Annotated in this window: 24 protein-coding genes, 7 tRNA genes and 3 rRNA genes; 31 read left to right on the top strand and 3 right to left on the bottom strand. The window is 48.8% G+C overall.

Annotated elements, in window-relative coordinates; all coding sequences use genetic code 11:
• The first annotated feature begins 80 nt into the window (after positions 1-80).
• Complete coding sequence (locus NIT04_RS16070) at positions 81-560, top strand: PH domain-containing protein (protein WP_252504531.1); 480 nt, start codon at positions 81-83, stop codon at positions 558-560.
• Entirely contained in the window at positions 553-2067 is a 1515-nt protein-coding gene (locus tag NIT04_RS16065; protein WP_252504530.1) for a PH domain-containing protein, read from the top strand. The genes NIT04_RS16070 and NIT04_RS16065 overlap by 8 nt, the downstream gene beginning before the upstream one ends.
• A gap of 161 nt (positions 2068-2228) precedes the next feature.
• Here the strand turns inward: NIT04_RS16065 and NIT04_RS16060 are convergent, their stop codons facing one another.
• Complete coding sequence (locus NIT04_RS16060; RefSeq protein WP_252504529.1) at positions 2229-2831, bottom strand: rhomboid family intramembrane serine protease; 603 nt, start codon at positions 2829-2831, stop codon at positions 2229-2231.
• Between the two features lie 96 nt (positions 2832-2927).
• On the opposite strand from NIT04_RS16060, the gene acpS reads away from it, so the two are divergent.
• The 17 genes from acpS (at position 2928) to NIT04_RS15975 (ending at position 15072) form a co-directional block, all read left to right on the top strand.
• The gene (gene acpS / locus NIT04_RS16055; RefSeq protein ID WP_252504528.1) at positions 2928-3281 is read left to right on the top strand and encodes a holo-ACP synthase; all 354 of its coding nucleotides are present in this window, start codon (positions 2928-2930) and stop codon (positions 3279-3281) included.
• A gap of 85 nt (positions 3282-3366) precedes the next feature.
• Positions 3367-4371, top strand: coding sequence for an outer membrane lipoprotein carrier protein LolA (locus NIT04_RS16050; protein ID WP_252504527.1), 1005 nt, complete (start codon positions 3367-3369; stop codon positions 4369-4371).
• A 73-nt stretch (positions 4372-4444) separates the two neighbouring features.
• A complete protein-coding gene (gene alr, locus NIT04_RS16045) occupies positions 4445-5551 on the top strand; it encodes an alanine racemase (protein WP_252504526.1) in 1107 nt (368 codons plus the stop codon).
• A gap of 171 nt (positions 5552-5722) precedes the next feature.
• On the top strand, positions 5723-5989 hold the full coding sequence (locus NIT04_RS19130) for a transcriptional regulator (RefSeq protein WP_305880114.1): 267 nt from the start codon (positions 5723-5725) through the stop codon (positions 5987-5989).
• A 4-nt stretch (positions 5990-5993) separates the two neighbouring features.
• A complete protein-coding gene (locus NIT04_RS16035; RefSeq protein ID WP_060205884.1) occupies positions 5994-6344 on the top strand; it encodes a type II toxin-antitoxin system PemK/MazF family toxin in 351 nt (116 codons plus the stop codon).
• A gap of 345 nt (positions 6345-6689) precedes the next feature.
• Entirely contained in the window at positions 6690-7520 is an 831-nt protein-coding gene (locus NIT04_RS16030; protein ID WP_252504525.1) for an RsbT co-antagonist protein RsbRA, read from the top strand.
• On the top strand, positions 7517-7879 hold the full coding sequence (locus NIT04_RS16025) for an STAS domain-containing protein (protein WP_252504524.1): 363 nt from the start codon (positions 7517-7519) through the stop codon (positions 7877-7879). The genes NIT04_RS16030 and NIT04_RS16025 overlap by 4 nt, the downstream gene beginning before the upstream one ends.
• Positions 7880-7881: 2 nt before the next feature.
• The gene (locus NIT04_RS16020; protein ID WP_252504523.1) at positions 7882-8283 is read left to right on the top strand and encodes an anti-sigma regulatory factor; all 402 of its coding nucleotides are present in this window, start codon (positions 7882-7884) and stop codon (positions 8281-8283) included.
• 14 nt (positions 8284-8297) lie between these two features.
• Positions 8298-9308: a PP2C family protein-serine/threonine phosphatase gene (locus tag NIT04_RS16015; protein WP_252504522.1), complete on the top strand. Its 1011-nt coding sequence runs from the start codon at positions 8298-8300 to the stop codon at positions 9306-9308.
• A 71-nt stretch (positions 9309-9379) separates the two neighbouring features.
• On the top strand, positions 9380-9721 hold the full coding sequence (locus NIT04_RS16010; RefSeq protein WP_252504521.1) for an STAS domain-containing protein: 342 nt from the start codon (positions 9380-9382) through the stop codon (positions 9719-9721).
• Complete coding sequence (gene rsbW / locus NIT04_RS16005) at positions 9708-10181, top strand: anti-sigma B factor RsbW (RefSeq protein ID WP_305880113.1); 474 nt, start codon at positions 9708-9710, stop codon at positions 10179-10181. The genes NIT04_RS16010 and rsbW overlap by 14 nt, the downstream gene beginning before the upstream one ends.
• Positions 10156-10941, top strand: coding sequence for an RNA polymerase sigma factor SigB (sigB, locus tag NIT04_RS16000; protein WP_252504520.1), 786 nt, complete (start codon positions 10156-10158; stop codon positions 10939-10941). Before rsbW ends, sigB begins: the two co-directional genes overlap by 26 nt.
• Before the next feature lie 5 nt (positions 10942-10946).
• On the top strand, positions 10947-11537 hold the full coding sequence (locus NIT04_RS15995; protein ID WP_371922591.1) for a PP2C family serine/threonine-protein phosphatase: 591 nt from the start codon (positions 10947-10949) through the stop codon (positions 11535-11537).
• An 89-nt stretch (positions 11538-11626) separates the two neighbouring features.
• The gene (locus NIT04_RS15990) at positions 11627-13786 is read left to right on the top strand and encodes a Tex family protein (protein WP_252504518.1); all 2160 of its coding nucleotides are present in this window, start codon (positions 11627-11629) and stop codon (positions 13784-13786) included.
• A 21-nt stretch (positions 13787-13807) separates the two neighbouring features.
• Entirely contained in the window at positions 13808-14263 is a 456-nt protein-coding gene (locus tag NIT04_RS15985; RefSeq protein WP_252504517.1) for a SprT family protein, read from the top strand.
• 568 nt (positions 14264-14831) lie between these two features.
• Positions 14832-14906 (top strand) — tRNA-Glu (locus NIT04_RS15980).
• 91 nt (positions 14907-14997) lie between these two features.
• Positions 14998-15072: transfer RNA gene (locus NIT04_RS15975), tRNA-Gln, on the top strand.
• Here NIT04_RS15975 and NIT04_RS15970 read toward each other — a convergent pair.
• Positions 15039-15197, bottom strand: coding sequence for a hypothetical protein (locus NIT04_RS15970; protein ID WP_252504516.1), 159 nt, complete (start codon positions 15195-15197; stop codon positions 15039-15041). The genes NIT04_RS15975 and NIT04_RS15970 overlap by 34 nt on opposite strands.
• Positions 15198-15242: 45 nt before the next feature.
• On the opposite strand from NIT04_RS15970, the gene NIT04_RS15965 reads away from it, so the two are divergent.
• The 12 genes from NIT04_RS15965 (at position 15243) to tsaD (ending at position 24035) form a co-directional block, all read left to right on the top strand.
• Positions 15243-15318 (top strand) — tRNA-Lys (locus tag NIT04_RS15965).
• 63 nt (positions 15319-15381) lie between these two features.
• Positions 15382-15468, top strand: a tRNA-Leu gene (locus NIT04_RS15960).
• 19 nt (positions 15469-15487) lie between these two features.
• A tRNA-Arg gene (locus tag NIT04_RS15955) sits at positions 15488-15564 on the top strand.
• A 10-nt stretch (positions 15565-15574) separates the two neighbouring features.
• Positions 15575-15648 (top strand) — tRNA-Gly (locus NIT04_RS15950).
• A gap of 222 nt (positions 15649-15870) precedes the next feature.
• Positions 15871-17422, top strand: a 16S ribosomal RNA gene (locus NIT04_RS15945).
• Positions 17423-17775: 353 nt separating this feature from the next.
• Positions 17776-20709, top strand: a 23S ribosomal RNA gene (locus NIT04_RS15940).
• An 84-nt stretch (positions 20710-20793) separates the two neighbouring features.
• Positions 20794-20909 (top strand): 5S ribosomal RNA (gene rrf / locus NIT04_RS15935).
• The 16S, 23S and 5S rRNA genes sit together here with 5 tRNA genes alongside, the layout of an rRNA operon.
• Before the next feature lie 101 nt (positions 20910-21010).
• Positions 21011-21086, top strand: a tRNA-Asp gene (locus NIT04_RS15930).
• A gap of 325 nt (positions 21087-21411) precedes the next feature.
• Positions 21412-21864, top strand: coding sequence for a tRNA (adenosine(37)-N6)-threonylcarbamoyltransferase complex ATPase subunit type 1 TsaE (gene tsaE, locus NIT04_RS15925; RefSeq protein ID WP_252505130.1), 453 nt, complete (start codon positions 21412-21414; stop codon positions 21862-21864).
• The gene (gene tsaB / locus NIT04_RS15920) at positions 21861-22571 is read left to right on the top strand and encodes a tRNA (adenosine(37)-N6)-threonylcarbamoyltransferase complex dimerization subunit type 1 TsaB (RefSeq protein WP_252504515.1); all 711 of its coding nucleotides are present in this window, start codon (positions 21861-21863) and stop codon (positions 22569-22571) included. The genes tsaE and tsaB overlap by 4 nt, the downstream gene beginning before the upstream one ends.
• Positions 22564-23013, top strand: a complete 450-nt coding sequence (gene rimI, locus NIT04_RS15915; protein WP_252504514.1) for a ribosomal protein S18-alanine N-acetyltransferase — start codon at positions 22564-22566, stop codon at positions 23011-23013. Before tsaB ends, rimI begins: the two co-directional genes overlap by 8 nt.
• Positions 23013-24035 carry a tRNA (adenosine(37)-N6)-threonylcarbamoyltransferase complex transferase subunit TsaD gene (gene tsaD, locus NIT04_RS15910; protein ID WP_252504513.1) on the top strand — a complete coding sequence of 341 codons (1023 nt, stop codon included), beginning with the start codon at positions 23013-23015 and terminating at the stop codon, positions 24033-24035. Before rimI ends, tsaD begins: the two co-directional genes overlap by 1 nt.
• A gap of 329 nt (positions 24036-24364) precedes the next feature.
• Here tsaD and NIT04_RS15905 read toward each other — a convergent pair whose 3' ends face one another.
• Positions 24365-26296: an ABC-F family ATP-binding cassette domain-containing protein gene (locus tag NIT04_RS15905; protein WP_252504512.1), complete on the bottom strand. Its 1932-nt coding sequence runs from the start codon at positions 26294-26296 to the stop codon at positions 24365-24367.
• Between the last annotated feature and the right edge of the window lie 113 nt (positions 26297-26409).

The raw sequence follows: 26409 nt of genomic DNA, 5'->3' as shown, positions 1-26409 counted from the left end.
GGGGTTTTTTATTTTGTAAACTGAAACATTTTCATCATCGCTACGTATACAATGAAAGAATAGAAAGAGGTGTTGTGGAAATGAGGGCTCAACCAGCAAACAGGATTTCCCCGAAAGGGTTAAAAGTATGGCGATTGTACGGATGGATCCAAACGGTCATTCTCGCATTGGTAGCCATCGGCGTCGGTGTGCTTGTATACATATTTGAATGGCCGTGGTGGATCTATCCAATCGAAGCTGTTGTCCTCCTCCTGTTCGCCTATTTCATCATCTTTTTATTCCCGAAGGTGAGATGGCTCAGGTGGCGATACGAAGTGAGGGAATCGGAAATTGAATTGCAGCACGGGCTTTTCATCGTGAAGAGGACACTGATCCCGATGGTGCGTGTCCAGCACGTCGACACATCGCAAGGGCCGATTTTGCGGAAATACGGATTGGCGGAAATTTCGATTTCAACAGCCGCTACGGTCCATACGATCCCTGCGTTGATCATGGAAGAAGCTGATGAACTGCGCGGCAGGATTTCCGTGCTTGCAAGGGTGGCGGAAGATGATGTCTGAACAGCAACGCTATAAACTGCATTGGATCACTGCGGTTATTGAAATGCTCAAAACGTTGAAAGAGGCAATCCTTCCGCTTGTCGTTTTAGTTTTTGCGAATGGATGGAAAGGTGGCGGAACTGGGCTCTGGTACGTCGATTATTTGTCCTTTATCATTTTCGGTGTATTGATCATCGGCTTATCGATAAGCGGAATTATTAAATGGAAACGGTTCGAGTATTGGTTCGAGGATGATGAGCTTCGAATCGAATCGGGTTTATTCGTGAAAAAGAAACGGTATATCCCATTTGACCGGATACAAAGTTTGGATTATACGGAAGGGATTTTCCATCGTCCGTTCGGGCTTGTGAAAGTGAAAGTGGAGACTGCGGGTAGTTCCTCTATGAAGCAAGCAGAGGGAGAATTGACGGCGATTACAAAAGAAGCCGCTAAACGTGTTGAAATCGAAATGGCGGAAGCAAAGAAACGGCAGAGGGAAGTTCCCGTTGTAGAAGGGGAAACGGCAAATCTGATTGAAGAGATGCCGTTGGCAGAGGAATCGAATTTCCGTAAAATCTTCACAATGACGACAAAGGATCTTCTAGTGCTTGCCACGACTTCGGGCGGCGTAGGCGTCATTCTGTCGGGGGTGGCGATCTTCCTTTCGCAGTTTGGAGACTTGCTTCCGTTCGAATGGATGTTTGAGGAGATTTCGGCATTCATCAAGTTCGGCATGTTGATTGTGGCAATTGCTGTTTTCCTCGCCTTGCTTGGCGTCTGGATACTTTCTGTCGCGATGACGTTCCTTTCCCATTTTAATTTCACGATTGAATTGGATAAGGAAGATATCGTCATTACGAGAGGTTTGTTGGAAAAGAAGAAAGTGACTGTTCCTTTAAAGAGAATCCAAAGTGTCGTAGTTGTCGAGAATCCGTTCAGGAAGCTATTCGGCTATGCCTCAGTAGCGATTCATAGTGCGGGAGGAAGCATTGGCCAAAGCTCGAAGATCAATTTATTCCCAATCGTGAAAAGGAACAAGGTGGAGTCGTATTTGGAGGAAATCTTTCCTGATTTGCATTTGGAGGAGCCTGCAAATAGGCTTACAACAAAGGGCAGGCCGTTTTATTATCGAATTGACTTCGTATGGATGGTGCCGGTCATCGGCGCGCTCACGTACTTCTTTTTCCCGTATGGGTTGTTTTCGCTCGCAATCATTCCTGTCATCATAGCGTTCGGCATGTGGCAGCACCGCTCTGCCGCTTATGATATTATAGATAATCAATTGACGATGCGGTTCAGGGGATTCAGCTTACAGACGGCGTATATGATGAAAAAACGGATTCAGTCGATGGAGATGAAACAAAGTTATTTCCATAAACGAAAGGGCGTTGCAACGGTCATCGCCAATATTAAATCCGGTATGGGCAGCTATCACGCAACGGTTTATCATATGGATGTGGAAGAGGCGGAAAAGATTTTCAGTTGGTATGAAAAAAGTGGGTCGACTGCCGATGGAACGGACGAATAAAAAAGCCTGCGAGCATTCGCAGGCTTTTAACTTTGTTTAACGTCTAGACTCCGGGCGCCAGAAGCTCGGGGTCATAAGTCAAAGATGCTCTGTGGCAAAAAGCGCCACGCCTCATCTTCGCCTTATGCCCGTCGCCTCTAGGCGGGCGCCCTGCGCTTTTGTCATCTCCAACTTATAATCCGTTTTGGGTGGAAGTAGCTTAGCCCGATGATGAAGCCGACGATCAGCCCTGCGATATGCCCGATGACATTGACCCCCGGTTGGAGGAAGGTCATGATCACGCTAATAACGATGATCGGCAGCATGATTTGACGCAACTGTGGAAAGGCATTTTTCGTGTAATAGACGAGCGCACCGAATGCGCCGAAAATGCCGAATATCGCACCGCTTGCTCCGACGTGGGCAAAATCCGAACCGCCGAGGAAGAAAGAGGCGATGTTGGCGAAAATGCCCGACAGAAGGTAAATCGTCAGGAAGCGCGCCTTGCCGGCAACCCGCTCAAGTTCAGGACCGAAAATGAACAACGAAAACATGTTGAATAGAAGATGCATGAGCCCCGCATGTAAAAACATCGGGGTGACGAGCCGCCACCATTCGCCTTCGGAAATCATGGAATTAATGCCGACACCCATATAATATAAATACCGGCTTCCGTGAATTGGAAGGCCTGTTGCAATGAAAACAAGGATGTTCAATGCAAGTAGAACGGTTACGAAAGGATACAGACGGATATACTGGGAAAAGTTCTCTCTTCGAATAAACACTTTTTTCACCTTACCTTTGGATTCATTATACATAGTTTATGAAATGATAAGAAGTGTGAACTACCATAAAAATAGTACATGAAAGGGATGGAGACAATGATAGCAGGAATCGGATTGGATATCGTGGAATTGGAGAGGATCGCCCGTTTGGACGAAAGATCGGACAAACTCAGGTTGAGGATTCTGTCAAAAAAGGAATTGCGGCTTTATGAAGCGCTGCCGCCACACCGGAAAATTGAATTCCTCGCTGGGCGATTTGCGGCGAAAGAGGCGTTCGGGAAAGCGAGAGGCACCGGAATCGGGAAAAACTGCCGTTTCGGACAAGTTGAAATCCTCCCGGAGCCATCGGGGAAGCCGGTATTGTATTTTGACGGCAAGGAAGTGAATGGCTTCGTTTCCATCACCCATACACGTACGGTCGCGGCTGCGCAAGTGATTTTAGAGAAATAAATAAACAAAGTAAACAAGCTAGCATAAATGACTGTCCACTCTCATAAGATGACCTACCCGATTGAAATGAGAAAGGATGAACTGTATGCGCAGCCGAATTTTTGTTTTATTGCTAGTTGCGATCATGACAATGCTAGCAGCTTGTGGATCACCGTCTAAAGAGGATGTCATGAAGAAGCTCAGTGGGAAGTGGAACGAAGCGAAAGGGTATGAATTGCAGGCGACAATGGAAATCAAGACAGGTTCTGAACCGAGAGTGTACGATGTGACTGTATGGCATACGAAACCTGATTTTTACAAAGTCAATGTTTCGCAAGCGGGTAGCCAAGATTCACAAATGATCGTCAGAAATGAAGAAGGCGTCTTTGTCATCACGCCGTCACTCGGAAAAACGTATAAGTTCCAAAGCGATTGGCCGACGCAAAACAGCATGCCGTACTTGATCGGCACTTTATCGGACGACATCAAGGCGGATAAGAATTCCACGATGCAAGAAAAGGATAAGACGTATATATTCGAAACGGCATCAAGGAATAACCATAAGAAAGTCCTTCCGACGCAGCAAATCCATATCGATAAGAAAACATTGCTGCCGAAGTACGTATCCGTCATGGATGAAAACAATGAAGAAAAAATTCGTGTGACGTTCAATAAGATCACACTTGGCGTAGAGCACAAGGCATCCGATTATGCAGTCGACATGGAAGGGAACCAGCCTGAGAAAAAACCGCAATCGACAAATGAAGGCATGGCAGGCACGATGAAATACTATCCGAACTTGGATTGGGAAGGAACGATCCTTGAAGAGGAAATGGTCGCTACAGAAAACGGAACTAGATTTTTCACGACATTCGGCGGCGGAGACAAGGAATTTGTAGTCGTGCAGGAGCCTGCGGGAACTCCGGACAATCAATTGCCGGTGTCCATCGAAGGGGATCCGGTCGACCTTGGCTTCACTGTGGCGGCATTGACGGGTAATTCAATCCGTTGGGAACAAGATGGAGTGGTGTTCTTCGTTGCATCGTCCACATTGACACCTGACGAGCTGATCGAAGTGGCATCTTCCATGTCTCCGGAAGATTCGAAATAAGATGTAATTGATTTGACGTAGAAAGCGTAGAGGATTGATAATAGATGCATCACGAGAAAAACGAGGGGTTCAAATGGAACATTATCGTCCTACTAAAGCAATCGTCGATTTACATGCGATACAAGAGAATGTAAAGAACTTGAAGAAATATTTGCCTCACCATACATCCGTCATAGCCGTCGTGAAAGCGGACGGCTATGGGCATGGAGAGGTCGAAGTGGCACGTGCTGCAATCGAAGCGGGGGCTAGGATGGTGTCAGTGGCGACACCTGACGAGGCCTTGCGTTTGCGTGAAGGAGGCATAGCTGCCGATATACTCGTCATGGGTCCTCCTCCGGTCAAGTTTGCCGAAAAGGCCGCGGAACTTGGAATCCATGTCACAGTCTCGGATGCCGAATGGCTTCGCCAGGCGATCGGGATGTTGGAGAGAATAGGTCACCCATTGAACGTCCATGTGAAAATTGACAGCGGCATGGGCCGGATCGGTCTTCGGGATGAAGTTGAACTTCAGGAAATCGTTGAAGTGATCGAAGGGACACCTGCTATCCGTCTTGAAGGGGCATTTACTCATTTCGCGTGTGCGGATGAGGAGGATTCCAGCAAAACGGAGGACCAATTCAATCGGTTCATGGAATTGGTGGGCAAGCTTCCGCAGAGACCGCCGCTCGTTCATGCTTCGAACAGTGCAGCTACTTTGCTTTATCCGGAATATGCACTCGATGCGGTCCGTTTTGGCATCAGTCTTTATGGCATCGCTCCTTCGGCATATGTCGGAAAGAAATTGCCGTTTGAATTGAAGAAAGCGATGACGCTCGAAACGGAATTGGCTTATGTGAAGAAGCTCGAAAAGGGCAGCACGGTCAGCTATGGGGCAACATACGTAACTGAGCAGGATGAATGGATCGGCACGTTGCCGATCGGCTATGCGGACGGCTTGAAACGTGGGCTTCGCAGCCAGGAAGTGTTGATTGCCGGCGAACGGATGCCGATTGTCGGAACGATTTGCATGGACCAATGCATGGTGAAGATGCCGCGCGAATTGCGGGTCGGGGAAAAGGTGACCTTGATCGGCCGGCAAGGCGATGAGGAAATCACGATGGAGGAATGGGCGGACCGCATCGGGACAATCCCGTACGAAATCGCGGTTACAATTGGAAAACGCGTACCGAGAATATATTGAACCTCACATGGATAAGATGTATACTGTTCCAACTTTCGACAAATGACCACAAAATTTGAAGATTCTTGTCAATAAAAATCCTTCTTTGTCTTCTCATTGTCGAAGTTCAATGGTAAGATAGATTTTGAATAGAATCGATCGAGGGAACGGGGTCTGTCGGAGGTGCTAGAATTGCGAGAGAAAGACATAAAAATCGTAAAAGTATCTAAAGGGAATGAAATTGAACATACGGCCGTCCATCAGGAGCCGGAGCGTGGAGAATTCGTTTATGTTTCAACGAAGAGGTATATGACTGATCATGAAGCGGATACGATCCGCGAAGCGATGATGATCGGCTACGTTGAAATGTCGCAAATCAACTTACGAATTGCAAAGGAATGCTTGCATGCGGAACTCGAAGCCCAGCATACGGTGGAACGTCTCGTAAGCGGAGGATGAAAAGTTGGCAATAAAACGTGGGGACGTCTTTTTTGCAGACCTGTCACCCGTCGTTGGTTCCGAGCAGGGAGGGACGAGACCGGTACTGGTCATCCAGAACGACATAGGCAACCGGTTCAGTCCGACAGTGATCGTTGCAGCGATCACTGCGCAAATCCAAAAGGCAAAATTGCCGACACATGTTGAAATTGATGCGGAGCGTTATGGGTTCGAGCGGGATTCCGTGATTCTGCTCGAACAAGTCCGCACAATCGACAAGTCGAGGCTGACGGATAAGATCACCCATTTGGATGAACCATTGATGGAAAAGGTGGACGAAGCGCTAGAAATAAGCTTCGGGTTGGTTAAATTTTAATACATATGTAAAAGCACTGCGGACCTCGACTTCCGGAGTGTTTTTTGTTTTGTATGGAATTTTATGGAGCGTGTGCGGATGCGGGCAGAGCGAGGCGGTTATGCGCCGATTTTATGATTTATACGCTGATTTTGCGGATTATGCGTATGTGGATCTGTTTATGCGGCTTTACGGCGATTTATGAGTTTTTCTAGCGATTTATGCGTGTTTTCCTAAGTTTATGCGTATATCTTCCTCAGAGTATCCCAAGGGTGATGCCATAATTGAAAAAGATGTCTTAAACTACTTTTTTCTGTACAATGGAAGCATGGGATTTTCAATTTGGCGAGGAGGGCGTATGAACGAATGGATAAATTAATGGTAGAAGGCATCAATCAGAACATGGATGAAATCATCGGCCGCTGGATAACGAGGATGAAGGAAGAAAAGGGAGAACGCTTTTTCCACTTCATGCCTGAACATCTTGTCGAAAAAACGAGCAGGGAATTCGCAGTGCTAATGACTTCCAATATTACCGAATCATCCACTGCACATACCGAAAAGATCAGTGACTTCACAGAGAAAATCGTACGGTTCGGGTGGGCAATCAAATTCGTGAATAAGGCGATCGATAACTTTTCAGATGTCGTATTCGAATTTCTTGAGGAGAAAGAGATCATCAACGGGGACAACCTGAGAACTTTCGTCTCGATATTCCGGAATTGGATCAACCCTCTACGGGAAAGTATTATCGATGCCTATTCGACGGAATGGGAAAGGACTGTCAGCTTGCAGAAGATCGCCTTGCAAGAGTTGTCAGCGTCATTAATTCCTGTTTTTGAAAAGATCTCGGTCATGCCTCTCGTCGGAACGATTGACACGGAACGGGCGAAGTTGATTATGGAGAACCTTCTTGAGGGCGTAGTGAGCCAGCGTGCGGAAGTGGTGCTGCTCGATATTACCGGAGTTCCGGTCGTGGATACGATGGTTGCGCATCATATTATTCAGGCGGCGGAAGCGGTACGTCTTGTCGGGGCAAAATGCATGCTTGTCGGTATAAGGCCTGAAATTGCACAGACGATAGTCGCCCTTGGCATCGACCTGAATGAATTCACGACGAAAAGCACGTTGCAAAGGGGAATGCAGGCGGCTTTGGGAATGACAAACCGAGCAATCGTGGAGGTGGAAGCAAATTGAATGCACGGATACCTATTTTGAAATTGAATGAAGTCCTCATCGTCTCGATCCAGTGGGAACTGGATGATCAGACAGCCATTCAATTTCAAGAAGACTTGTTGAATAAAATGCATGAAACTGCGGCTCTCGGAGTTGTAATCGACTTGACACCGATTGATTTCATTGATTCCTTCATCGCAAAAGTATTGGGGGACGTGATCAATATGACAGGATTGATGGGCGCGAAAGTCGTAATCACTGGTATACAGCCTGCGGTCGCCATTACATTGATTGAGCTCGGAATCCGTTTGAGCAATGTAATGACCGCGCTAGACTTGGAAAACGGTTTGGATAAACTTTATAAAGAATTGGAGGCCTGACAATGAACTTTAGGTCTTCTGTAGAGATAATTACGGAATGGGATATCGTTGCTGCAAGGCAGTTAGGGCGTAACGAAGCAAAGAAGGCCGGTTTCGGAACCGTCGACCAAGCTCGCATCACGACCGCAATCAGTGAATTGGCGAGGAACATTTATCTGTATGCAGGAAAAGGGAAGATCGAGATTGAAAGGGTATCTGAGGGTGGGCTGTTCGGTATCAAAATCATTGCATCAGATGAAGGTCCGGGCATCCCTGATCTGCGAAAAGTGATGGAAGACGGATTTTCAACATCAGGCGGTCTAGGGGCGGGAATGCCGGGGGTGAAGCGGCTCATGGACGAATTCAAAGTTGAATCGGAACCGGGAGCTGGAACGGTTATTACAACTACAAAATGGCTTCATTAAGGAGGTGATAGTGAATGCCACAAGAAGTCGGCAGGCAGTATAAGGAAATAATGAAAAAGTATTTGGAGAGCCATAGCGAAGAGGATCTCTATGTAGGGCAACAGTTCAGCAGGCGCTTCATAGAAAAAGAGATAGCGCCAGAAGATGTAATCAGCATACACAAAAACGCATTATTCGAGCTTCACCCTGAATTGCGGAACGAAGTGTGGGATTCACTGGACTTCCTGATTGAAATGATGATCCACTACGGCCTAACATTGCGAGAGCATCAAAGCCTCATTCAAAAACAAGAAGCGATACAAATGGAAATGAACGTCGCGACGAAAGTGCAGGACACGCTTCTGAAAACGAAGATGCCGTGCGTCGGCGGACTGGATGTAGGGTACATCTCCCAGCCGGCTAAACAAATGAACGGCGATTACGTCTATTTCCTGAATAAGAAGAACGAATCGGGCGTTGCCGTGGCAGATGTAATCGGTAAAGGGATTCCTGCGGCATTATGCATGTCCATGATCAAATTCGGCATGGACGGCTTGCCTGATGGAAATACGAGTCCTCGGAACGTGCTCGGCATCATTAATCGGATTGTAGAGAAGAGCGTTGACGACTCGATGTTCATTTCAATGTTTTATGGTAAGTACAATGCTGAAGACACGACATTCTCCTATGCTTCTGCAGGCCATGAACCGGCCTTGCATTTCGATAGCAGAACTGGAGTGTTTTCGGAATTGGATGCCAAGGGATTGCTTCTCGGTGTCAAACCTGATGCGGAATATGAGGAGCGTTCGGTCGTATTGCACGACGGGGACTTCATCGCCATGATGACGGACGGCGTTACCGAAACGAGGACCGAAAATGGATTCATAGATATGAATTCGATTCAAAACTTGCTTCATGACGTGAAAGACAAAACCGCACAGCAAATTGCGGAACATGTATACCAGCATCTTTCGGAACTCCAAAACTATCGATTGGGCGACGACTTTACAATTGTCATTTTCAAAAAAGAGCCGGAACAGGTTTAATCTTTTGAGTGACGGGTATGTAAGGATGTAGTGTATTATCTAATACAAATATCGAGAGTCGGGGTGCAGAAATGAATTTACAAGTTGAGTTACTAGAAGAAAATAGTGTTCAATATTTCAAGGTTGTCGGGGAAATAGATGCATTCACGGCACCTGTTCTAAAGGAACGCCTGGCGGCTGTTGAAAGTGTCCAAGGCTTGAAGGCTGAGTTGGACCTATCCGAAGTGGATTATATGGATAGTACAGGCCTCGGTGTTTTTGTCGGTTTTTATAAGGCTGTTTCCGCTAATGGCGGGCATGTGAAGATAACGGGCTTGAACAAACGATTGAACCGCCTGTTTGAAATTACCGGTCTGAATGAAATTATCGATACTGAACAGAAGGAAAGTGAGGACCATAATGCAACATTATGATTATATAGAAATAAAGATACCCGCAAAAGCCCAATATGTCGGTGTTGCAAGATTGATGATATCAGGAATCGCAAGCCGCCAAGGCTTTACATACGATGACATCGAAGACTTGAAAATCGCTTCGAGTGAAGCAATTACAAACGCTGTCCAGCATGCTTACGGTGAAGGTGAAGATGGAGAAGTCGTCGTCGGATGTGCCTTATATGAAGAGCGGTTGGAAATCATGATTGCGGATCACGGAGCGAGCTTCGATTTTGAAGAAACGAAAAAACATATCGGACCATATAGCGACACATCAGATGCTCGTTTCCTCCGCGAAGGGGGTCTTGGGCTTTATTTGATGGAGACGCTCATGGATGAAGTGAAATTTCATCATGAGGAGGGCGTGACGGTCTTTATGACCAAATATCTCGGCAGAGAGCGGGGCGAAGAAGATGTCAAACGAACAGCCAACTCATAAGCCGGATACGAAAGAGAAAGTGTTGGAATGGATCAGGCAATACCAGGAGACGAATGATGATGAAGCGCAGACGAATCTCGTCCTTCATTACGAACGGCTCGTCCATTCCATCGCACGCAAATATTCAAACGGGAAACCGTATCATGAAGATATCGTCCAAGTCGGTATGCTCGGACTCCTCGGAGCAATCCGTAGATATGACCCGGAGCTCGGACGCAGCTTTGAAGCTTTTGCCGTACCGACGATCGTCGGGGAGATCAAACGGTTCCTGCGCGATAAAACATGGGCCGTCCACGTTCCTAGACGCATTAAGGAGCTCGGTCCTAAAATCAAGTCGGCGGTTGAAACGCTGACGATTGAAATGCAGCGTTCACCGCTCGTTAGTGAAATAGCGGAATACTTGGATACCGATGAAGAATTGGTCCTTGAAGCGATGGAGATGGGAAGGAGCTATCAAGCCCTTTCGATGGACCATACGCTCGAAGCCGATTCGGAAGGCGGTACAGTCACCTTGTTCGATATTATTGGAGAATCGGATGACGGATATGAGAGAACAGACCATCGACTCGTCGTGGCCAATGCGCTCAAAGTGTTGTCGGAACGCGAAAAGCAGATTATCCAATATACATACATCGAGCAAATGAGCCAAAAGGAGGCGGGGGAACGTCTCGGTATTTCGCAAATGCACGTCTCTAGACTGCAACGGAAAGCGATTAAGAAACTTCAAGAAGCCATAATGGCAGCCGGTGGTGCATCGTAGTGGAGATGTTCAAAAATGATCATGTAGAGGCGTACGTATATAACGCGGCGAAGCATGGCAATATCGAATCGGGGGATACGTACTACATCCATTCCGAAAAGGATTACTTCATCTGTGCAATCGCCGATGGTTTGGGAAATGGCGTAGTTGCAAGGCAATCTGCGGAAATCATCCCCCAAGTACTAGAGCGCTATCATCACGAATCTCTTGATGAATTGCTGAACCGTTGCAATGAATATATGGTGCAGAAACGCGGAGCGGCCGTAGCGATCGTGCGTGTGAATTATACGGAAGGCACGATTGAATACAGCTGTGTCGGAAACGTCAGGCTGTACATTCTACACGGCCGCGAAAAGATGATCTATCCTCTGCCAGTCATGGGGTATTTATCAGGAAGACCACAAAAAATGAACACTCAAAAATACAAGTACGAAGTAGGCGATCTGTTTTTCCTTCATTCGGACGGCATCACGCTGAATAGCCCGAAAGCAAGCTTGAAGCAGAGCTCCAACGCCTATGACTTGTACAATATCGTAAAAGAAACGGCCCAATCTGGCGACGACGCCACATTCATCGCCGGCAGCCTGCTTCAGTAAATTGAAGCAGGTTTTTTCATTTACATAGGGATGGAGTAAGAACACCGATCAATGGTAAACTTAAAAGAACTAAGAAAGGGTGGGAATGAATGACGGACAAACTAATAGCAGCAACAGCCAAAAGAGCATCGATCAGTACGAAGCAAACCGCCAATGTCATCTCTCTTCTTGACGAAGGCAATACGGTCCCCTTCATCGCGCGATACCGGAAAGAAGCGACCGGCTCCCTCGATGAAGTGGAAATCAAGGCGATCGAAGATGCGTACCATTATGAAAAAGGGCTTGAACAACGGAAAGAGGAAGTCATCCGGTTAATTGAAGAGCAAGGGAAACTGACGGATGAACTCAAGAAAGAAATTGAATCGGCAACGGTTTTGCAAAGGGTTGAAGACCTGTACCGGCCGTACAAACAGAAAAGACGTACCCGAGCGATGATTGCGATTGAAAGCGGACTTGAACCGCTGGCGGACAAGTTGATGAAATTCGGTCCGGAAAATCCGGAAGAACTTGCCGCAGCTTACGTGAATGAAGAGAAGAACATCGCATCCGTCGACGAGGCGCTCGCGGGAGCACGCGATATACTTGCGGAGCGGATTGCGGACGACGCTGCACTCCGTGAAAGCGTGCGGAAACTTGCATGGTCAGACGGACAAATGGCTGCAACACTCCGTAAAGGCGCCGAAGATGAACGTGGTGTCTATGAAATGTACTACGAATATGAGGAACCGTTGAAAAAGATCGTCCCTCACCGTGTTCTTGCTTTGAACAGGGGTGAAAAGGAAGAGGTTTTGCGAGTAGGCGTGACATTCCCAGTTGAGCGGATTGTTGGGATGCTTGAACGCGAATTGATTAAAAAGCAGCAATCACCATCCGTCGTACATGTGAAAGAGGCGACGGAAGATGCATTCAAACGGCTGATCGCCCCATCTGTCGAGCGGGAAATTAGAACGGCTCTGACAGAAAAGGCGGAAGCACAAGCAATCCACGTATTCTCGGAAAACTTGAAGAGTCTTCTATTACAGCCGCCGCTAAAAGGCAGGATGGTGTTAGGTGTCGATCCGGCTTTTCGGACAGGCTGTAAATTGGCGGTCATTGACGAAACCGGGAAAATGCTTGAAGTATCGGTCATTTATCCTCACCCTCCGAAAGCGAGTAAGGAAGCTTCGAAGAAAACGATTCTTTCAACGCTTGCGAAATACAACATTCCCATTATCGCAATCGGGAATGGAACAGCATCGAGGGAAACTGAAAAATTCATTGCGGAATGCATTAAGGAAGCGAAGGACCCGGTTGCATACGTCATCGTCAATGAAGCGGGGGCAAGCGTTTACTCGGCTTCGGCCCAGGCGCGGGAAGAATTCCCGGATCTACAAGTCGAACAGCGAAGTGCGGTTTCCATCGCTCGAAGATTGCAGGATCCGTTATCAGAACTCGTGAAAATCGATCCCGAATCGATCGGAGTAGGACAATATCAACATGACGTCGCGCGGAAGAAACTGTCCGAGTCACTGTCATTCGTCGTCGAAACGGCAGTGAACCGGGTAGGCGTGAACGTGAATACAGCATCTTCTTCATTGCTGCAATACGTGGCGGGCCTTTCCAAGACGGTCGCAGAAAACATCGTCAAGGCGCGTGAAGAGGAAGGGTTGTTCCAAAAACGGACGCAGCTAAAGAAAGTCCCGCGTCTTGGCGCGAAGACATATGAGCAGGCGATTGGGTTCCTCCGTATACCCGAAGCGAAAGATCGATTCGACTCGACCGGTCTCCATCCTGAAAGCTACGCTATCGCGGAACAAGTGCTATCGGAAGCCGGAGTAGACAAAAACCTATTAGGGAAGGAAGAGGCGGTTGAAGCCTTATCCGCACTGGATGTTCGTTCGCTTGCGGAGAAACTGGATATCGGCGAAGTGACATTACGCGATATTATCGACACGTTGAAGCGCCCGAACCGCGATCCGCGTGACGACTATCCGCAACCACTATTGAAAGCGGACGTCCTCGACATTAAAGACTTATATGAAGGAATTGAAATGCAAGGGACCGTCCGGAACGTCGTCGACTTCGGAGCATTCGTTGACATCGGCGTATCGGAAGACGGACTCGTCCACATTTCGAAATTGAAAAAAGGATTCGTCAAGCACCCGCTCGATGTAGTCGCTTCCGGCGACATCGTAACCGTCTGGGTGGAAGGCGTAGATAAAAACAAAGGAAGAATCTCGTTGACGATGATTCCGCCAAAAGGGAATTGAGCCGCAAACGTGAAAACCGGCATGGAACAACGTGAACTGCAGCAACTCGTCCAACGACTATCTATAGAAGCTTTCGAAAAACCGTTCAGACACGAAGCCCGTTTCAACGCCCGCCTCAGAACGACAGGGGGGCGCTATAAACTGCTCGACGGCTCCATCGAAATCAACCCGACTGTCCTCGAACTCTACGAGATGGAAGAACTTATCGGCATCATTAAGCACGAACTATGCCACTATCATCTCCATCAAGAGGGGAGAGGATATCGACACGGTGACGCGGACTTTAAAAAGCTATTGAAAGAAACCGGCTCGCCGAGATATTGCAAGCCGCTAGGGAAGGCGAACAGCAAACCGCAGAAGATTCATCTCTATCAATGCAAATCTTGTCGATTGGAATATAAGCGAAGAAGGAAAATGGATGTGCGGAAATATCGGTGCGGCAAATGCGCCGGCGAAATTACCCTCGTTCAAAATTGAAAGGCTGCTGTCGGTGTGAATGACCGACAGCAGCTTTTTTGCATTAGTAATCCGCATAAAATCAGTTATCGGCGCATAAATTTGCTTACATGCGCATAAAACTGTCGAATGACGCATAAATCGAATCACATACGCATAAAGTTTGCGAGTTGCGTATAAATGCCTTTTATTACGCAAAAAAGCGCTTATGCGTGGTGGGATAAGATTATGCGTATATTTTGGAGTTTATGCGTTTCTAAATGGATTTATGCTTCTATCGGAGAACTTATGCGCTTCTCTACGGATTTATGCGTCGTTTACAGCGCTTATGCGTTTTTATTATGCAGTCCAGATGATTCCCTTTGAAATCTAGAGAATTTCTTCTAATGATAAAGGTCAAATCGAATAAACCGACCAATTACGTAGATCACGAAGTGAGGAAAACATAGTAAACAAGCGCTTTTACTCGATTACGAAAAAATAATTCATTAAAACTGTTGACGAATGGATAATGAGTGTCTATAATAGGAAAAGTCGATTAGGGAATGACATTAAAACAAATTGAACTTCCTACTCGAATTAATAAAACGGCCCCTTGGTCAAGCGGTTAAGACACCGCCCTTTCACGGCGGTAACACGGGTTCGAATCCCGTAGGGGTCACCAACTTTTTAATGTATAACTTCCATGTTTATGTTCATAGTAAAGAGGGTAACGAAATAAACGCCACGATTCACATGGAGATTATTTAAATCGTTGGGGTATAGCCAAGCGGTAAGGCAACGGACTTTGACTCCGTCATTCGTTGGTTCGAATCCAGCTACCCCAGCCAATCATTTTTTTCGCTTCACGAAAAAAATGATTTGCGAGAAACGCCTCCGGCGTTTGGAGCAAAACGGTTTTAATACCCAAAGCGATTTTGGTTAAAACCAAACGAACAAAACTTAATGTCTTCATATAATAGGATCTCATACCTTAACAACAAGACATACATCTAAGCACGAGCCATTAGCTCAGTCGGTAGAGCATCTGACTTTTAATCAGAGGGTCGCAGGTTCGAATCCTGCATGGCTCACCATTTTTTTAAAAAACTATTGACATCTTTATTGAGAGTTGTATAATAAAGTGTGTCGCGAATAATGCGGTAGTGGCGGAATGGCAGACGCGCTAGGTTGAGGGCCTAGTGGGGGTTAACCCCGTGGAGGTTCAAGTCCTCTTTACCGCACCAAATACCTTATAAAAACCGAGCGCCCGTAGCTCAATTGGATAGAGCGTCTGACTACGGATCAGAAGGTTATGGGTTCGACTCCTGTCGGGCGCGCCAAATTTTATATGCGGGTGTAGTTTAGTGGTAAAACCTCAGCCTTCCAAGCTGATGATGAGGGTTCGATTCCCTTCACCCGCTCCAATTATTCTTTTAAAAAACGCTTGACGCGTTTGAAAGAGTATGTTATATTAAGAAAGTCGCTAAAAGAGGCGGCGAAATGAACCTTGAAAACTGAACAGCAAAACGTCAACAAATAAAGTTCTGGAGCCGACCTCGTCGGTGAAAGGAACAAACGAATCTTCGGATTCAAAATTGACATCTTAAATGATGCCAGCAAGAAACTCGAGCTACTCGAATTTCTCTATTATGGAGAGTTTGATCCTGGCTCAGGACGAACGCTGGCGGCGTGCCTAATACATGCAAGTCGAGCGAATTGATGGGAGCTTGCTCCCTGATATTAGCGGCGGACGGGTGAGTAACACGTGGGCAACCTGCCCTGCAGATGGGGATAACTCCGGGAAACCGGGGCTAATACCGAATAATCAGTTCTTCCGCATGGAGGAACTCTGAAAGACGGTTTCGGCTGTCACTGCAGGATGGGCCCGCGGCGCATTAGCTAGTTGGTGGGGTAATGGCCCACCAAGGCGACGATGCGTAGCCGACCTGAGAGGGTGATCGGCCACACTGGGACTGAGACACGGCCCAGACTCCTACGGGAGGCAGCAGTAGGGAATCTTCCACAATGGACGAAAGTCTGATGGAGCAACGCCGCGTGAGCGAAGAAGGTTTTCGGATCGTAAAGCTCTGTTGCGAGGGAAGAACAAGTACGGGAGTAACTGCCCGTACCTTGACGGTACCTCGTTAGAAAGCCACGGCTAACTACGTGCCAGCAGCCGCGGTAATACGTAGGTGGCAAGCGTTGTCCGGAATTATTGGGCGTAAAGCGCGCGCAGGCGGTCCTTTAAGTCTGATGTGAAAGCCCACGGCTCAACCGTGGAGGGTCATTGGAAACTGGAGGACTTGAGTACAGAAGAGGAAAGCGGAATTCCACGTGTAGCGGTGAAATGCGTAGAGATGTGGAGGAACACCAGTGGCGAAGGCGGCTTTCTGGTCTGTAACTGACGCTGAGGCGCGAAAGCGTGGGGAGCAAACAGGATTAGATACCCTGGTAGTCCACGCCGTAAACGATGAGTGCTAAGTGTTAGGGGGTTTCCGCCCCTTAGTGCTGCAGCTAACGCATTAAGCACTCCGCCTGGGGAGTACGGCCGCAAGGCTGAAACTCAAAGGAATTGACGGGGACCCGCACAAGCGGTGGAGCATGTGGTTTAATTCGAAGCAACGCGAAGAACCTTACCAGGTCTTGACATCCCGCTGACCGGTGTAGAGATACGCCTTTCCCTTCGGGGACAGCGGTGACAGGTGGTGCATGGTTGTCGTCAGCTCGTGTCGTGAGATGTTGGGTTAAGTCCCGCAACGAGCGCAACCCTTGATCTTAGTTGCCAGCATTCAGTTGGGCACTCTAAGGTGACTGCCGGTGACAAACCGGAGGAAGGTGGGGATGACGTCAAATCATCATGCCCCTTATGACCTGGGCTACACACGTGCTACAATGGACGGTACAAAGGGCTGCAAACCCGCGAGGGGGAGCCAATCCCATAAAACCGTTCCCAGTTCGGATTGCAGGCTGCAACTCGCCTGCATGAAGCCGGAATCGCTAGTAATCGTGGATCAGCATGCCACGGTGAATACGTTCCCGGGTCTTGTACACACCGCCCGTCACACCACGAGAGTTTGTAACACCCGAAGTCGGTGGGGTAACCCTTACGGGAGCTAGCCGCCGAAGGTGGGACAGATGATTGGGGTGAAGTCGTAACAAGGTAGCCGTATCGGAAGGTGCGGCTGGATCACCTCCTTTCTAAGGATAATTACGGAATATGAACCTAGGGTTCATACGTTGACGTTTTGCGTTCAGTTTTGAAGGTTCATCTTTCATGATGACTTCAAAACTTGTTCTTTGAAAACTGGATAAAACGACATTGAAGCAACAAAACATCAAGTAATCAACCGAGTCGATCACTTTTGTGATTGAACGATACTTTTTTAACGTTTACCGAAGCATATCGCTATGCAGAAGTAAACACCCGAGGGTTTCGAGAAGCGAGCAGGACGAGGAAGCGACCGAACGAGGACCGGAGCGTGCTTACGCACGTGAGGACCGGAGTGACGGAGCTGACGAAGTAATGCGAAGCTTATCGAAAGCTGTATAAAGGTTAAGTTAGAAAGGGCGCACGGCGGATGCCTTGGCACTAGGAGCCTATGAAGGACGGCACTAACACCGATATGCTTCGGGGAGCTGTAAGTAAGCTGTGATCCGAAGATTTCCGAATGGGGAAACCCACTGCCCGTAATGGGGCAGTACGTTCACGTGAATACATAGCGTGAACGAGGCACACCCGGAGAACTGAAACATCTAAGTACCCGGAGGAAGAGAAAGAAACATCGATTCCCTTAGTAGCGGCGAGCGAAACGGGAAGAGCCCAAACCAGGAAGCTTGCTTCCTGGGGTTGTAGGACACTCTATACGGAGTTACAAAGGGACGGATTAGACGAAGAGGCCTGGAAAGGTCCGCCATAGCGGGTAATAGCCCCGTAGTCGAAAGTCCGTCCCCTCCAGAGTGGATCCTGAGTACGGCGGAACACGTGAAATTCCGTCGGAATCCGGGAGGACCATCTCCCAAGGCTAAATACTCCCTAGTGACCGATAGTGAACCAGTACCGTGAGGGAAAGGTGAAAAGCACCCCGGAAGGGGAGTGAAAAAGAACCTGAAACCGTGTGCCTACAAGTTGTCAGAGCCCGTTAATGGGTGATGGCGTGCCTTTTGTAGAATGAACCGGCGAGTTACGATTCCATGCAAGGTTAAGCAGCGAATGCGGAGCCGCAGCGAAAGCGAGTCTGAATAGGGCGAATGAGTATGGGGTCGTAGACCCGAAACCAGGTGATCTACCCATGTCCAGGGTGAAGGTAAGGTAACACTTACTGGAGGCCCGAACCCACGTACGTTGAAAAGTGCGGGGATGAGGTGTGGGTAGCGGTGAAATTCCAATCGAACCTGGAGATAGCTGGTTCTCTCCGAAATAGCTTTAGGGCTAGCCTCAAACGAAAGAATCTCGGAGGTAGAGCACTGTTTGGACTAGGGGCCCATCCCGGGTTACCGAATTCAGACAAACTCCGAATGCCGATGATTTATGTTTGGGAGTCAGACTGCGGGTGATAAGATCCGTAGTCGAGAGGGAAACAGCCCAGACCGCCAGTTAAGGTCCCCAAGTATCCGTTAAGTGGAAAAGGATGTGGCGCTGCCCAGACAACCAGGATGTTGGCTTAGAAGCAGCCACCATTTAAAGAGTGCGTAATAGCTCACTGGTCGAGTGGCGCTGCGCCGAAAATGTACCGGGGCTAAACGGATCACCGAAACTGCGGATTGACACCTATGGTGTCAGTGGTAGGAGAGCGTTCCAAGGGCGTCGAAGCTAGACCGTAAGGACTGGTGGAGCGCTTGGAAGTGAGAATGCCGGTATGAGTAGCGAAAGAAGGGTGAGAATCCCTTCCACCGAATGCCTAAGGTTTCCTGAGGAAGGCTCGTCCGCTCAGGGTTAGTCGGGACCTAAGTCGAGGCCGAAAGGCGTAGACGATGGATAACAGGTTGATATTCCTGTACCACCTCCCCGCCGTTATCAGCAATGGGGGGACGCAGAAGGATAGGGTGAGCGCGCTGTTGGTCATGCGCGTCCAAGCAGTGAGGTGTGGAACGAGGCAAATCCCGTTCCTATAACATTGAGCTGTGATGGCAAGGGGAATTATCCCCGGAGTCCCTGATTTCACACTGCCAAGAAAAGCCTCTAGCGAGGCGGGAGGTGCCCGTACCGCAAACCGACACAGGTAGGCGAGGAGAGAATCCTAAGGTGATCGAGAGAACTCTCGTTAAGGAACTCGGCAAAATGACCCCGTAACTTCGGGAGAAGGGGTGCTCTGGTAGGGTGTTAAAGCCCGAGAGAGCCGCAGTGAATAGGCCCAGGCGACTGTTTAGCAAAAACACAGGTCTCTGCAAAACCGTAAGGTGACGTATAGGGGCTGACGCCTGCCCGGTGCTGGAAGGTTAAGAGGAGAGGTCAGCGCAAGCGAAGCTTCGAATTGAAGCCCCAGTAAACGGCGGCCGTAACTATAACGGGCCTAAGGTAGCGAAATTCCTTGTCGGGTAAGTTCCGACCCGCACGAAAGGCGTAACGATCTGGGCACTGTCTCAACGAGAGACTCGGTGAAATTATAATATGCGTGAAGATGCGCATTACCCGCGACAGGACGGAAAGACCCCGTGGAGCTTTACTGTAGCCTGATATTGAATTCCGGTGCAGCCTGTACAGGATAGGTAGGAGCCTTGGAATCCGGAGCGCCAGCTTCGGAGGAGGCAATGGTGGGATACTACCCTGGCTGTATTGGACTTCTAACCCTTGCCCGTGATCCGGGCAGGAGACAGTGTCAGGTGGGCAGTTTGACTGGGGCGGTCGCCTCCTAAAGTGTAACGGAGGCGCCCAAAGGTTCCCTCAGAATGGTTGGACATCATTCGTAGAGTGCAAAGGCATAAGGGAGCTTGACTGCGAGACCTACAAGTCGAGCAGGGTCGAAAGACGGGCTTAGTGATCCGGTGGTTCCGCATGGAAGGGCCATCGCTCAACGGATAAAAGCTACCCCGGGGATAACAGGCTTATCTCCCCCAAGAGTCCACATCGACGGGGAGGTTTGGCACCTCGATGTCGGCTCATCGCATCCTGGGGCTGTAGTCGGTCCCAAGGGTTGGGCTGTTCGCCCATTAAAGCGGTACGCGAGCTGGGTTCAGAACGTCGTGAGACAGTTCGGTCCCTATCCGTCGCGGGCGCAGGAAATTTGAGAGGAGCTGTCCTTAGTACGAGAGGACCGGGATGGACACACCGCTGGTGTACCAGTTGTCTTGCCAAAGGCATCGCTGGGTAGCTATGTGTGGACGGGATAAATGCTGAAAGCATCTAAGCATGAAGCCCCCCTCAAGATGAGATTTCCCATTACATTTGTAAGTAAGATCCCTCAAAGAAGATGAGGTGGATAGGTCCGGGGTGGAAGCGTGGCGACACGTGCAGCTGACGGATACTAATCGATCGAGGACTTAACCTTAAGTTATTTAAGTACGGTTGAACTTGACGTTCAGCAACAATGTTGGTTTTATCCGGTTTTGAACGAACAAGAATCGTTCAATTGTCTGGTGACGAAGGCGAAGAGGTCACACCCGTTCCCATACCGAACACGGAAGTTAAGCTCTTCAGCGCCGATGGTAGTAGGGGGCTTCCCCCTGTGAGAGTAGGACGTCGCCGGGCAACCCATTCCTTTTCGATAAGAATGTCAATAGGTTAGAATTGATCAAGTATAGTGAATTTGCAGTTAAAGAACCTTGCATTCTATCGAAAGGTATACATACGGTCCCGTGGTGTAGCGGTTAACATGCCTGCCTGTCACGCAGGAGATCGCCGGTTCGATCCCGGTCGGGACCGCCATTTTAATTTAACTTGCCAGCCGATTATGGATTTATTCCAGAATCGGTTTTTTGTTGTTTAATTAGCAGTAGGATATGTTCGTTTGCATTGGGCGCGGGTCGGCTCGCTTTGGACGCAGGACGGCTAGTATTGGTCGCGAAACGGTTAGTATTGGACGCAGCTCGACACTTATTGGACGCACACCTACAGTCATTGGACGGTCAGCTTATCCGTCCCGCTTATAACAACCATTTAATCAATTACATACCTCCACCAAACCTCAAGGCTTTCGGAATTGCTGTTTTTTCGGTACACTAAAGCAAAGTGGAGATGAAAGGAAAATATGATGACTATACAATTCAATGTTCATTCCTTAGCGGAAACTGAACAGATTGCACATACATTGGCAGGCTTGCTTTCCCCTCCGGATGTCGTGACGTTGGAAGGCGATCTTGGTGCCGGGAAGACGACCTTCACAAAAGCGCTTGCACGCAGCCTCGGCATTACGCGGACGGTGAATAGCCCGACGTTTACAATTTTGAAGCAATACGAAGGCAGAGTCCCATTCAATCATCTGGATGTCTATCGATTGGCAGACAGTGATGAGGATCTTGGTTGGGACGAGCTGTTCTATGGTGATGCGGTTTCCGTCGTTGAATGGGCGCATCTGATTGAGGATGATCTGCCTTCGGAGCGATTGGAGATCCGGATCCAGCATACCGGGGAAACGTCGAGAAAGATTGTGTTCATTCCAAAAGGGGAACGTTTTGAAAAGATTTGTGAGGCGATGACGTTATGATATGGTTAGGGATAGATACGGCGAACACGCCTTTGTCCGTTGCAATTGTGAAAGATGGGGCGGTATTGGCTGAAGTGAATTCGTCGATGGCGGTCAATCATTCGTTGCGTGCGATGCCGGTGATCGAGGAATTGTTTGCGACAGTGAAGCTACAGCCTAAAGATATCGATGCAATTGCGGTATCGGAAGGACCGGGCTCTTACACGGGTGTCCGCATCGGCGTGACGATTGCGAAGACATTGGCTTGGACGTTGAAAAAGCCACTGTTTGGCGTTTCGAGTTTGAAGGTGCTTGCTGCGAATGCTCCGTATTTTGACGGGTTGATTTGCCCGATTGTGGACGCGAGAAGAAATAATGTGTACGCAGGGGTATATGAATTCGTGGATGGCGGTTTAACCGCCATCGCGGAGGACGGGCATTTTGCGATTGAAAATCTGCTGGATGTTTTAGCAAGCAAGGAGCGTCCGGTTCTTTTTGTCGGCAAGGATGTTGCGATGCATGAAGAGCTTATTGTGGAAAGGTTGAAGGAGAATGCTGTCATTGCTCCGTTCCCTTTGCAGCTTCCAAGGGCGACTTCGTTGATCTTCATCGCGGAGCAGAGCGGACAAGAAGAGAATATACATGCATTTACGCCGGAATACCGCCGTATCGCTGAGGCGGAGGCGAACTGGCTGATGCAGCAACGGAAGGAAAAGGGCAGTGAATAAAACGATTGAATATAGAAAGATGACAAAGGAAGATATCCCTGCAGTCGTTGAAATCGAGCAAGAGTCGTTTGCGACGCCATGGACGCAGGAGGTCTTCGAACATGAGATGACCGGCAATGATTACGCCCATTATATCGTCGCGGTGGCAGACGACGAGGTGATCGGGCATTGCGGGATGTGGGTCGTGCTCGATGAGTCCCATATTACGAATGTGGCAGTGAGGAAGCATATGAGAGGCCATGGAATCGGCGAGGCGCTTATGCGGAAGGCGATAGAGCTATGTAAGACGAATGATGTAAGGCTGATGACGCTCGAAGTGCGTGTGAGTAATCATACGGCGCAGAATCTGTATCGCAAACTCGGTTTCCAAGATGGCGGCATACGGAAAAACTATTATACGGACGACCATGAAGATGCGCTCGTCATGTGGGTGGAATTTTAATGGACAAAGACATTTATATATTAGGTATTGAAACGAGCTGTGATGAGACTGCGGCATCGGTCGTGAAGAACGGGCATGAAATCGTCTCGAACGTCGTTGCGTCGCAAATCCAAAGTCAGCAACGGTTCGGCGGCGTCGTGCCTGAAATCGCGTCGCGGCATCATGTCGAACAGATTACGCCCGTCATAGAGGAAGCGTTGGCGAAGGCTAATCTTGCTCCAGCGGACTTGGATGCGGTCGCTGTGACGGAAGGGCCGGGTCTCGTCGGAGCGTTATTGATCGGCATCAATGCGGCGAAGGCGTTCGCGTTTGCCAATGGGCTGCCGATTATTGGCGTTCACCATATTGCAGGGCATATTTACGCGAATCAATTGATGCAGCCGATGGAGTTCCCTTTGCTTGCGCTCATTGTCTCCGGAGGACATACGGAATTGGTCCTTATGGAGAAGCATGGGTCATTCAAGTTGATCGGGGAGACGCGGGATGATGCTGCAGGGGAAGCGTACGACAAAGTGGCACGCGTCCTCGGTTTGCCATACCCGGGAGGTCCGCATATCGATCAGCTTGCACTTGAGAGCGATGAAGCGGTCGAATTCCCGAGGGCATGGCTCGAGCCGGATTCATATGACTTCAGCTTCAGCGGACTGAAATCCGCCGTCATCAATTACAAGCATAACTTGGAGCAAAAAGGCGGGGAAGTCGTTCCCGCACATGTCGCGGCAGGCTTCCAGCAAAGCGTCGTCGAAGTGTTGACGGAGAAGACATTGAAGGCTGCGAAGGAATACGGCGTGAAGCAAGTGATCGCAGCGGGCGGAGTTGCTGCCAATAAAGGGCTGCGGGCTTCATTGGATGCGGCTTTTGAAAAAGAGGGGATCCCTTTTTATGTCCCGCCAATTTCTCTATGCACGGACAATGCGGCAATGATTGCTGCGGCAGGTTCTGCGATGTTCGTAAGCGGGAAACGAGGTACGATGGAAATGAACGGCAGGCCGGGCATGGAGCTTGCATCTTGGAATGATTGAATGATGGAAATCGTCGGTTTCTGACGATTTCCGTTTTTATTTGTCCTGATATGAATCCGACTTGTCAAGAGGGAACATTCGTACTTATGCACAATTGTTAATAAGTTGTGGATAATTAAAAGATTCGTGTGAATGACCAATTCATCTTTTGGATAACTGTGTGGGTAATTGTAGATGAAAATGTGGATAACGTGGATAACTATGTTCATATCCCATTATATCAACGTGGATGATGTTGATAAGATTGTGGAAATCAAATGGTAGGCATGTCGAAAACGAAAGAAAGCTGTCGAATGGGGGTTCATTCCCATCGACAGCTTTGAACATGCTTACACATTCAAATTCTCGAGTTCTTCCTGCAAATTGAGCCATTCCTCTGACTTGTTGTCGTGTTGCATTTGCAGTTCGTCGATCTGTTCCTGGAGCTCCATCAGTTTTACATGGTCGTCGGCAAAATCGGGGTTCAACAATTCTTCCTGCAGAACGGAGATTTCGGTATCCATTTTTCCGAGCGACTCTTCGATTTCGGCGATGGCTCTTGTCAAACGGCGCTCCTGTCGCTTCTGTTCCTTGTCTTCTTCATTCCGTCCGTTCTTCGGCTGTTTTGGCTGTTCCGAAGCACTCTGTTCCGCCTTAAGCTCTTCCAGCTCGTTTTTCTTCTCGATGTAATAATCATAATCGCCGAGATACTCCGTGACGCCGATAGGACCGACGTCAATCACTTTCGTAGCGATCCGGTTGATGAAGTAACGGTCATGGGAGACGAAGAGGATCGTGCCAGGAAAGTCGTCCAATGCATTTTCCAACACTTCCTTGCTGTCGAGGTCGAGATGGTTCGTCGGTTCGTCCAGCACGAGTGTGTTCGACTTTTGAAGCATGAGCTTCGCCAATGAAAGACGGGCTTTCTCGCCGCCGGAAAGGGATACGACCGGCTTCTCGACGTCTTCGCCCGTGAACAGGAAGCGTCCGAGTACTGAGCGGACGTCCTTTTCATTCATCATCGGCCACCCATCCCATAGTTCATGGAGGACTGTCCCAGTACCGAGGATCGTCGCCTGGTTCTGGTCGTAGTACCCGAATTGGACATTCGTCCCGTAGCGGATCGTCCCTTCAATCGGCTCCTGTCTTTTCACGATCGTCTTCAGCAATGTCGATTTTCCGATCCCGTTCGGTCCTATGATGGCAATCCGATCGCCTTTGTACGCATGCATATTGATATGCTGAGAGACAGGTTTGCCGTTATAGCCGACAGCGATGTCATCCAATGTGAGTACATCATTGCCGCTCGGCCGGTCGATGGAGAAGGAAAAGCTTGCGGACTTTTCGTCTCCCTCGGGAGCGTCCATCCAATCGGTCCGCTCGAGAAGCTTCCGTCGGCTTTTCGCCATTTTGGAAGTCGAGGCACGGGCAATGTTCCGTTGGATGAAATCCTCAAGCTTCGCCCTTTCGCTCGTCTCCCGCTCGTACAGCTTCTTATCCCGCTCATAGTTCTTCGCCTTTTCAACTAAATAGGCGCTATAGTTGCCGACATACTTCGTCACCTTTCTCCTCGACACTTCGTACGTGATCGTCACGATCTGATCGAGGAAGTAGCGGTCATGGGAAACGATGAGGATCGCACCTTCATAGGAGACGAGGTATTTTTCGAGCCAGCCTAGCGTCTCGATATCCAAATGGTTCGTAGGCTCGTCCAATATGAGGAGATCCGGTTTGCTGAGCAGCATTTTCGCTAGCGCTAGCCGCGTTTTCTGTCCGCCTGATAAGAGATTGACGTTCTTCCCGTAGTCTTCAGGATAAAAGCGCATGCCGTGCAGGACGGAACGCATATCGGATTCATATTGATATCCGCCCGAATCGTTGAACTCAACTTGCAACGCGTCATAATCTTTCATGACTCGTTCGTATTCTTCCGGCTTCTCGTACACGGAAGGATCGGCCATCTGCGCTTCCAGCTTGCGGAGCCTCTTTTCCATTGCAAGAAGCGGTTCGAAAACGGTCAGCATCTCCTCCCAGATCGTGAGGGGGGAATCAATGCCCGCATGCTGTTCGAGATAGCCGACTTGTACATCTTTCGGCATAATAAGATCGCCGGAATCTGCGGACAGCTCTCCCGCAATAATTTTGAGCAATGTCGACTTGCCGGCGCCATTCCGTCCTACGAGCGCAACTCTATCACGGTGCTGCACTTCGAGGCGGACGTTATTCAATATATCAGTTCCTGAAAAGGATTTCGTTATTCCATTCACTTGTAATACGATCATTCAGCACACCTCTATTCCACTTTTAGTGTAATCGAATGGGCGGGTCGGTGCAATCGTCGGCTTTACATCAGCACACATCTAGAGTACGATAAAATGAGCTAAATGCACGTACA

It is taken from the genome of Sporosarcina sp. Marseille-Q4943, assembly GCF_943736995.1.
GTDB lineage: Bacteria > Bacillota > Bacilli > Bacillales_A > Planococcaceae > Sporosarcina.
The sequence above is the reverse complement of the archived record's forward strand: the minus strand, read 5'-3'. Positions and strand labels throughout refer to the sequence as shown.

Coding starts and splice junctions, on each gene's coding strand:
- NIT04_RS15905 (WP_252504512.1), bottom strand. CDS start 26,296: ATGATCGTATTACAAGTGAATGGAATAACGAAATCCTTTTCAGGAACT.
- NIT04_RS16015 (WP_252504522.1), top strand. CDS start 8,298: ATGCCACAAGAAGTCGGCAGGCAGTATAAGGAAATAATGAAAAAGTAT.
- NIT04_RS16030 (WP_252504525.1), top strand. CDS start 6,690: ATGGATAAATTAATGGTAGAAGGCATCAATCAGAACATGGATGAAATC.
- tsaE (WP_252505130.1), top strand. CDS start 21,412: ATGACTATACAATTCAATGTTCATTCCTTAGCGGAAACTGAACAGATT.
- NIT04_RS15970 (WP_252504516.1), bottom strand. CDS start 15,197: ATGAAGACATTAAGTTTTGTTCGTTTGGTTTTAACCAAAATCGCTTTG.
- NIT04_RS16010 (WP_252504521.1), top strand. CDS start 9,380: ATGAATTTACAAGTTGAGTTACTAGAAGAAAATAGTGTTCAATATTTC.
- alr (WP_252504526.1), top strand. CDS start 4,445: ATGGAACATTATCGTCCTACTAAAGCAATCGTCGATTTACATGCGATA.
- NIT04_RS15995 (WP_371922591.1), top strand. CDS start 10,947: ATGTTCAAAAATGATCATGTAGAGGCGTACGTATATAACGCGGCGAAG.
- NIT04_RS16050 (WP_252504527.1), top strand. CDS start 3,367: ATGCGCAGCCGAATTTTTGTTTTATTGCTAGTTGCGATCATGACAATG.
- NIT04_RS16020 (WP_252504523.1), top strand. CDS start 7,882: ATGAACTTTAGGTCTTCTGTAGAGATAATTACGGAATGGGATATCGTT.
- rsbW (WP_305880113.1), top strand. CDS start 9,708: ATGCAACATTATGATTATATAGAAATAAAGATACCCGCAAAAGCCCAA.
- tsaB (WP_252504515.1), top strand. CDS start 21,861: ATGATATGGTTAGGGATAGATACGGCGAACACGCCTTTGTCCGTTGCA.
- tsaD (WP_252504513.1), top strand. CDS start 23,013: ATGGACAAAGACATTTATATATTAGGTATTGAAACGAGCTGTGATGAG.
- sigB (WP_252504520.1), top strand. CDS start 10,156: ATGTCAAACGAACAGCCAACTCATAAGCCGGATACGAAAGAGAAAGTG.
- NIT04_RS15990 (WP_252504518.1), top strand. CDS start 11,627: ATGACGGACAAACTAATAGCAGCAACAGCCAAAAGAGCATCGATCAGT.
- acpS (WP_252504528.1), top strand. CDS start 2,928: ATGATAGCAGGAATCGGATTGGATATCGTGGAATTGGAGAGGATCGCC.
- NIT04_RS16070 (WP_252504531.1), top strand. CDS start 81: ATGAGGGCTCAACCAGCAAACAGGATTTCCCCGAAAGGGTTAAAAGTA.
- NIT04_RS16065 (WP_252504530.1), top strand. CDS start 553: ATGTCTGAACAGCAACGCTATAAACTGCATTGGATCACTGCGGTTATT.
- NIT04_RS15985 (WP_252504517.1), top strand. CDS start 13,808: ATGGAACAACGTGAACTGCAGCAACTCGTCCAACGACTATCTATAGAA.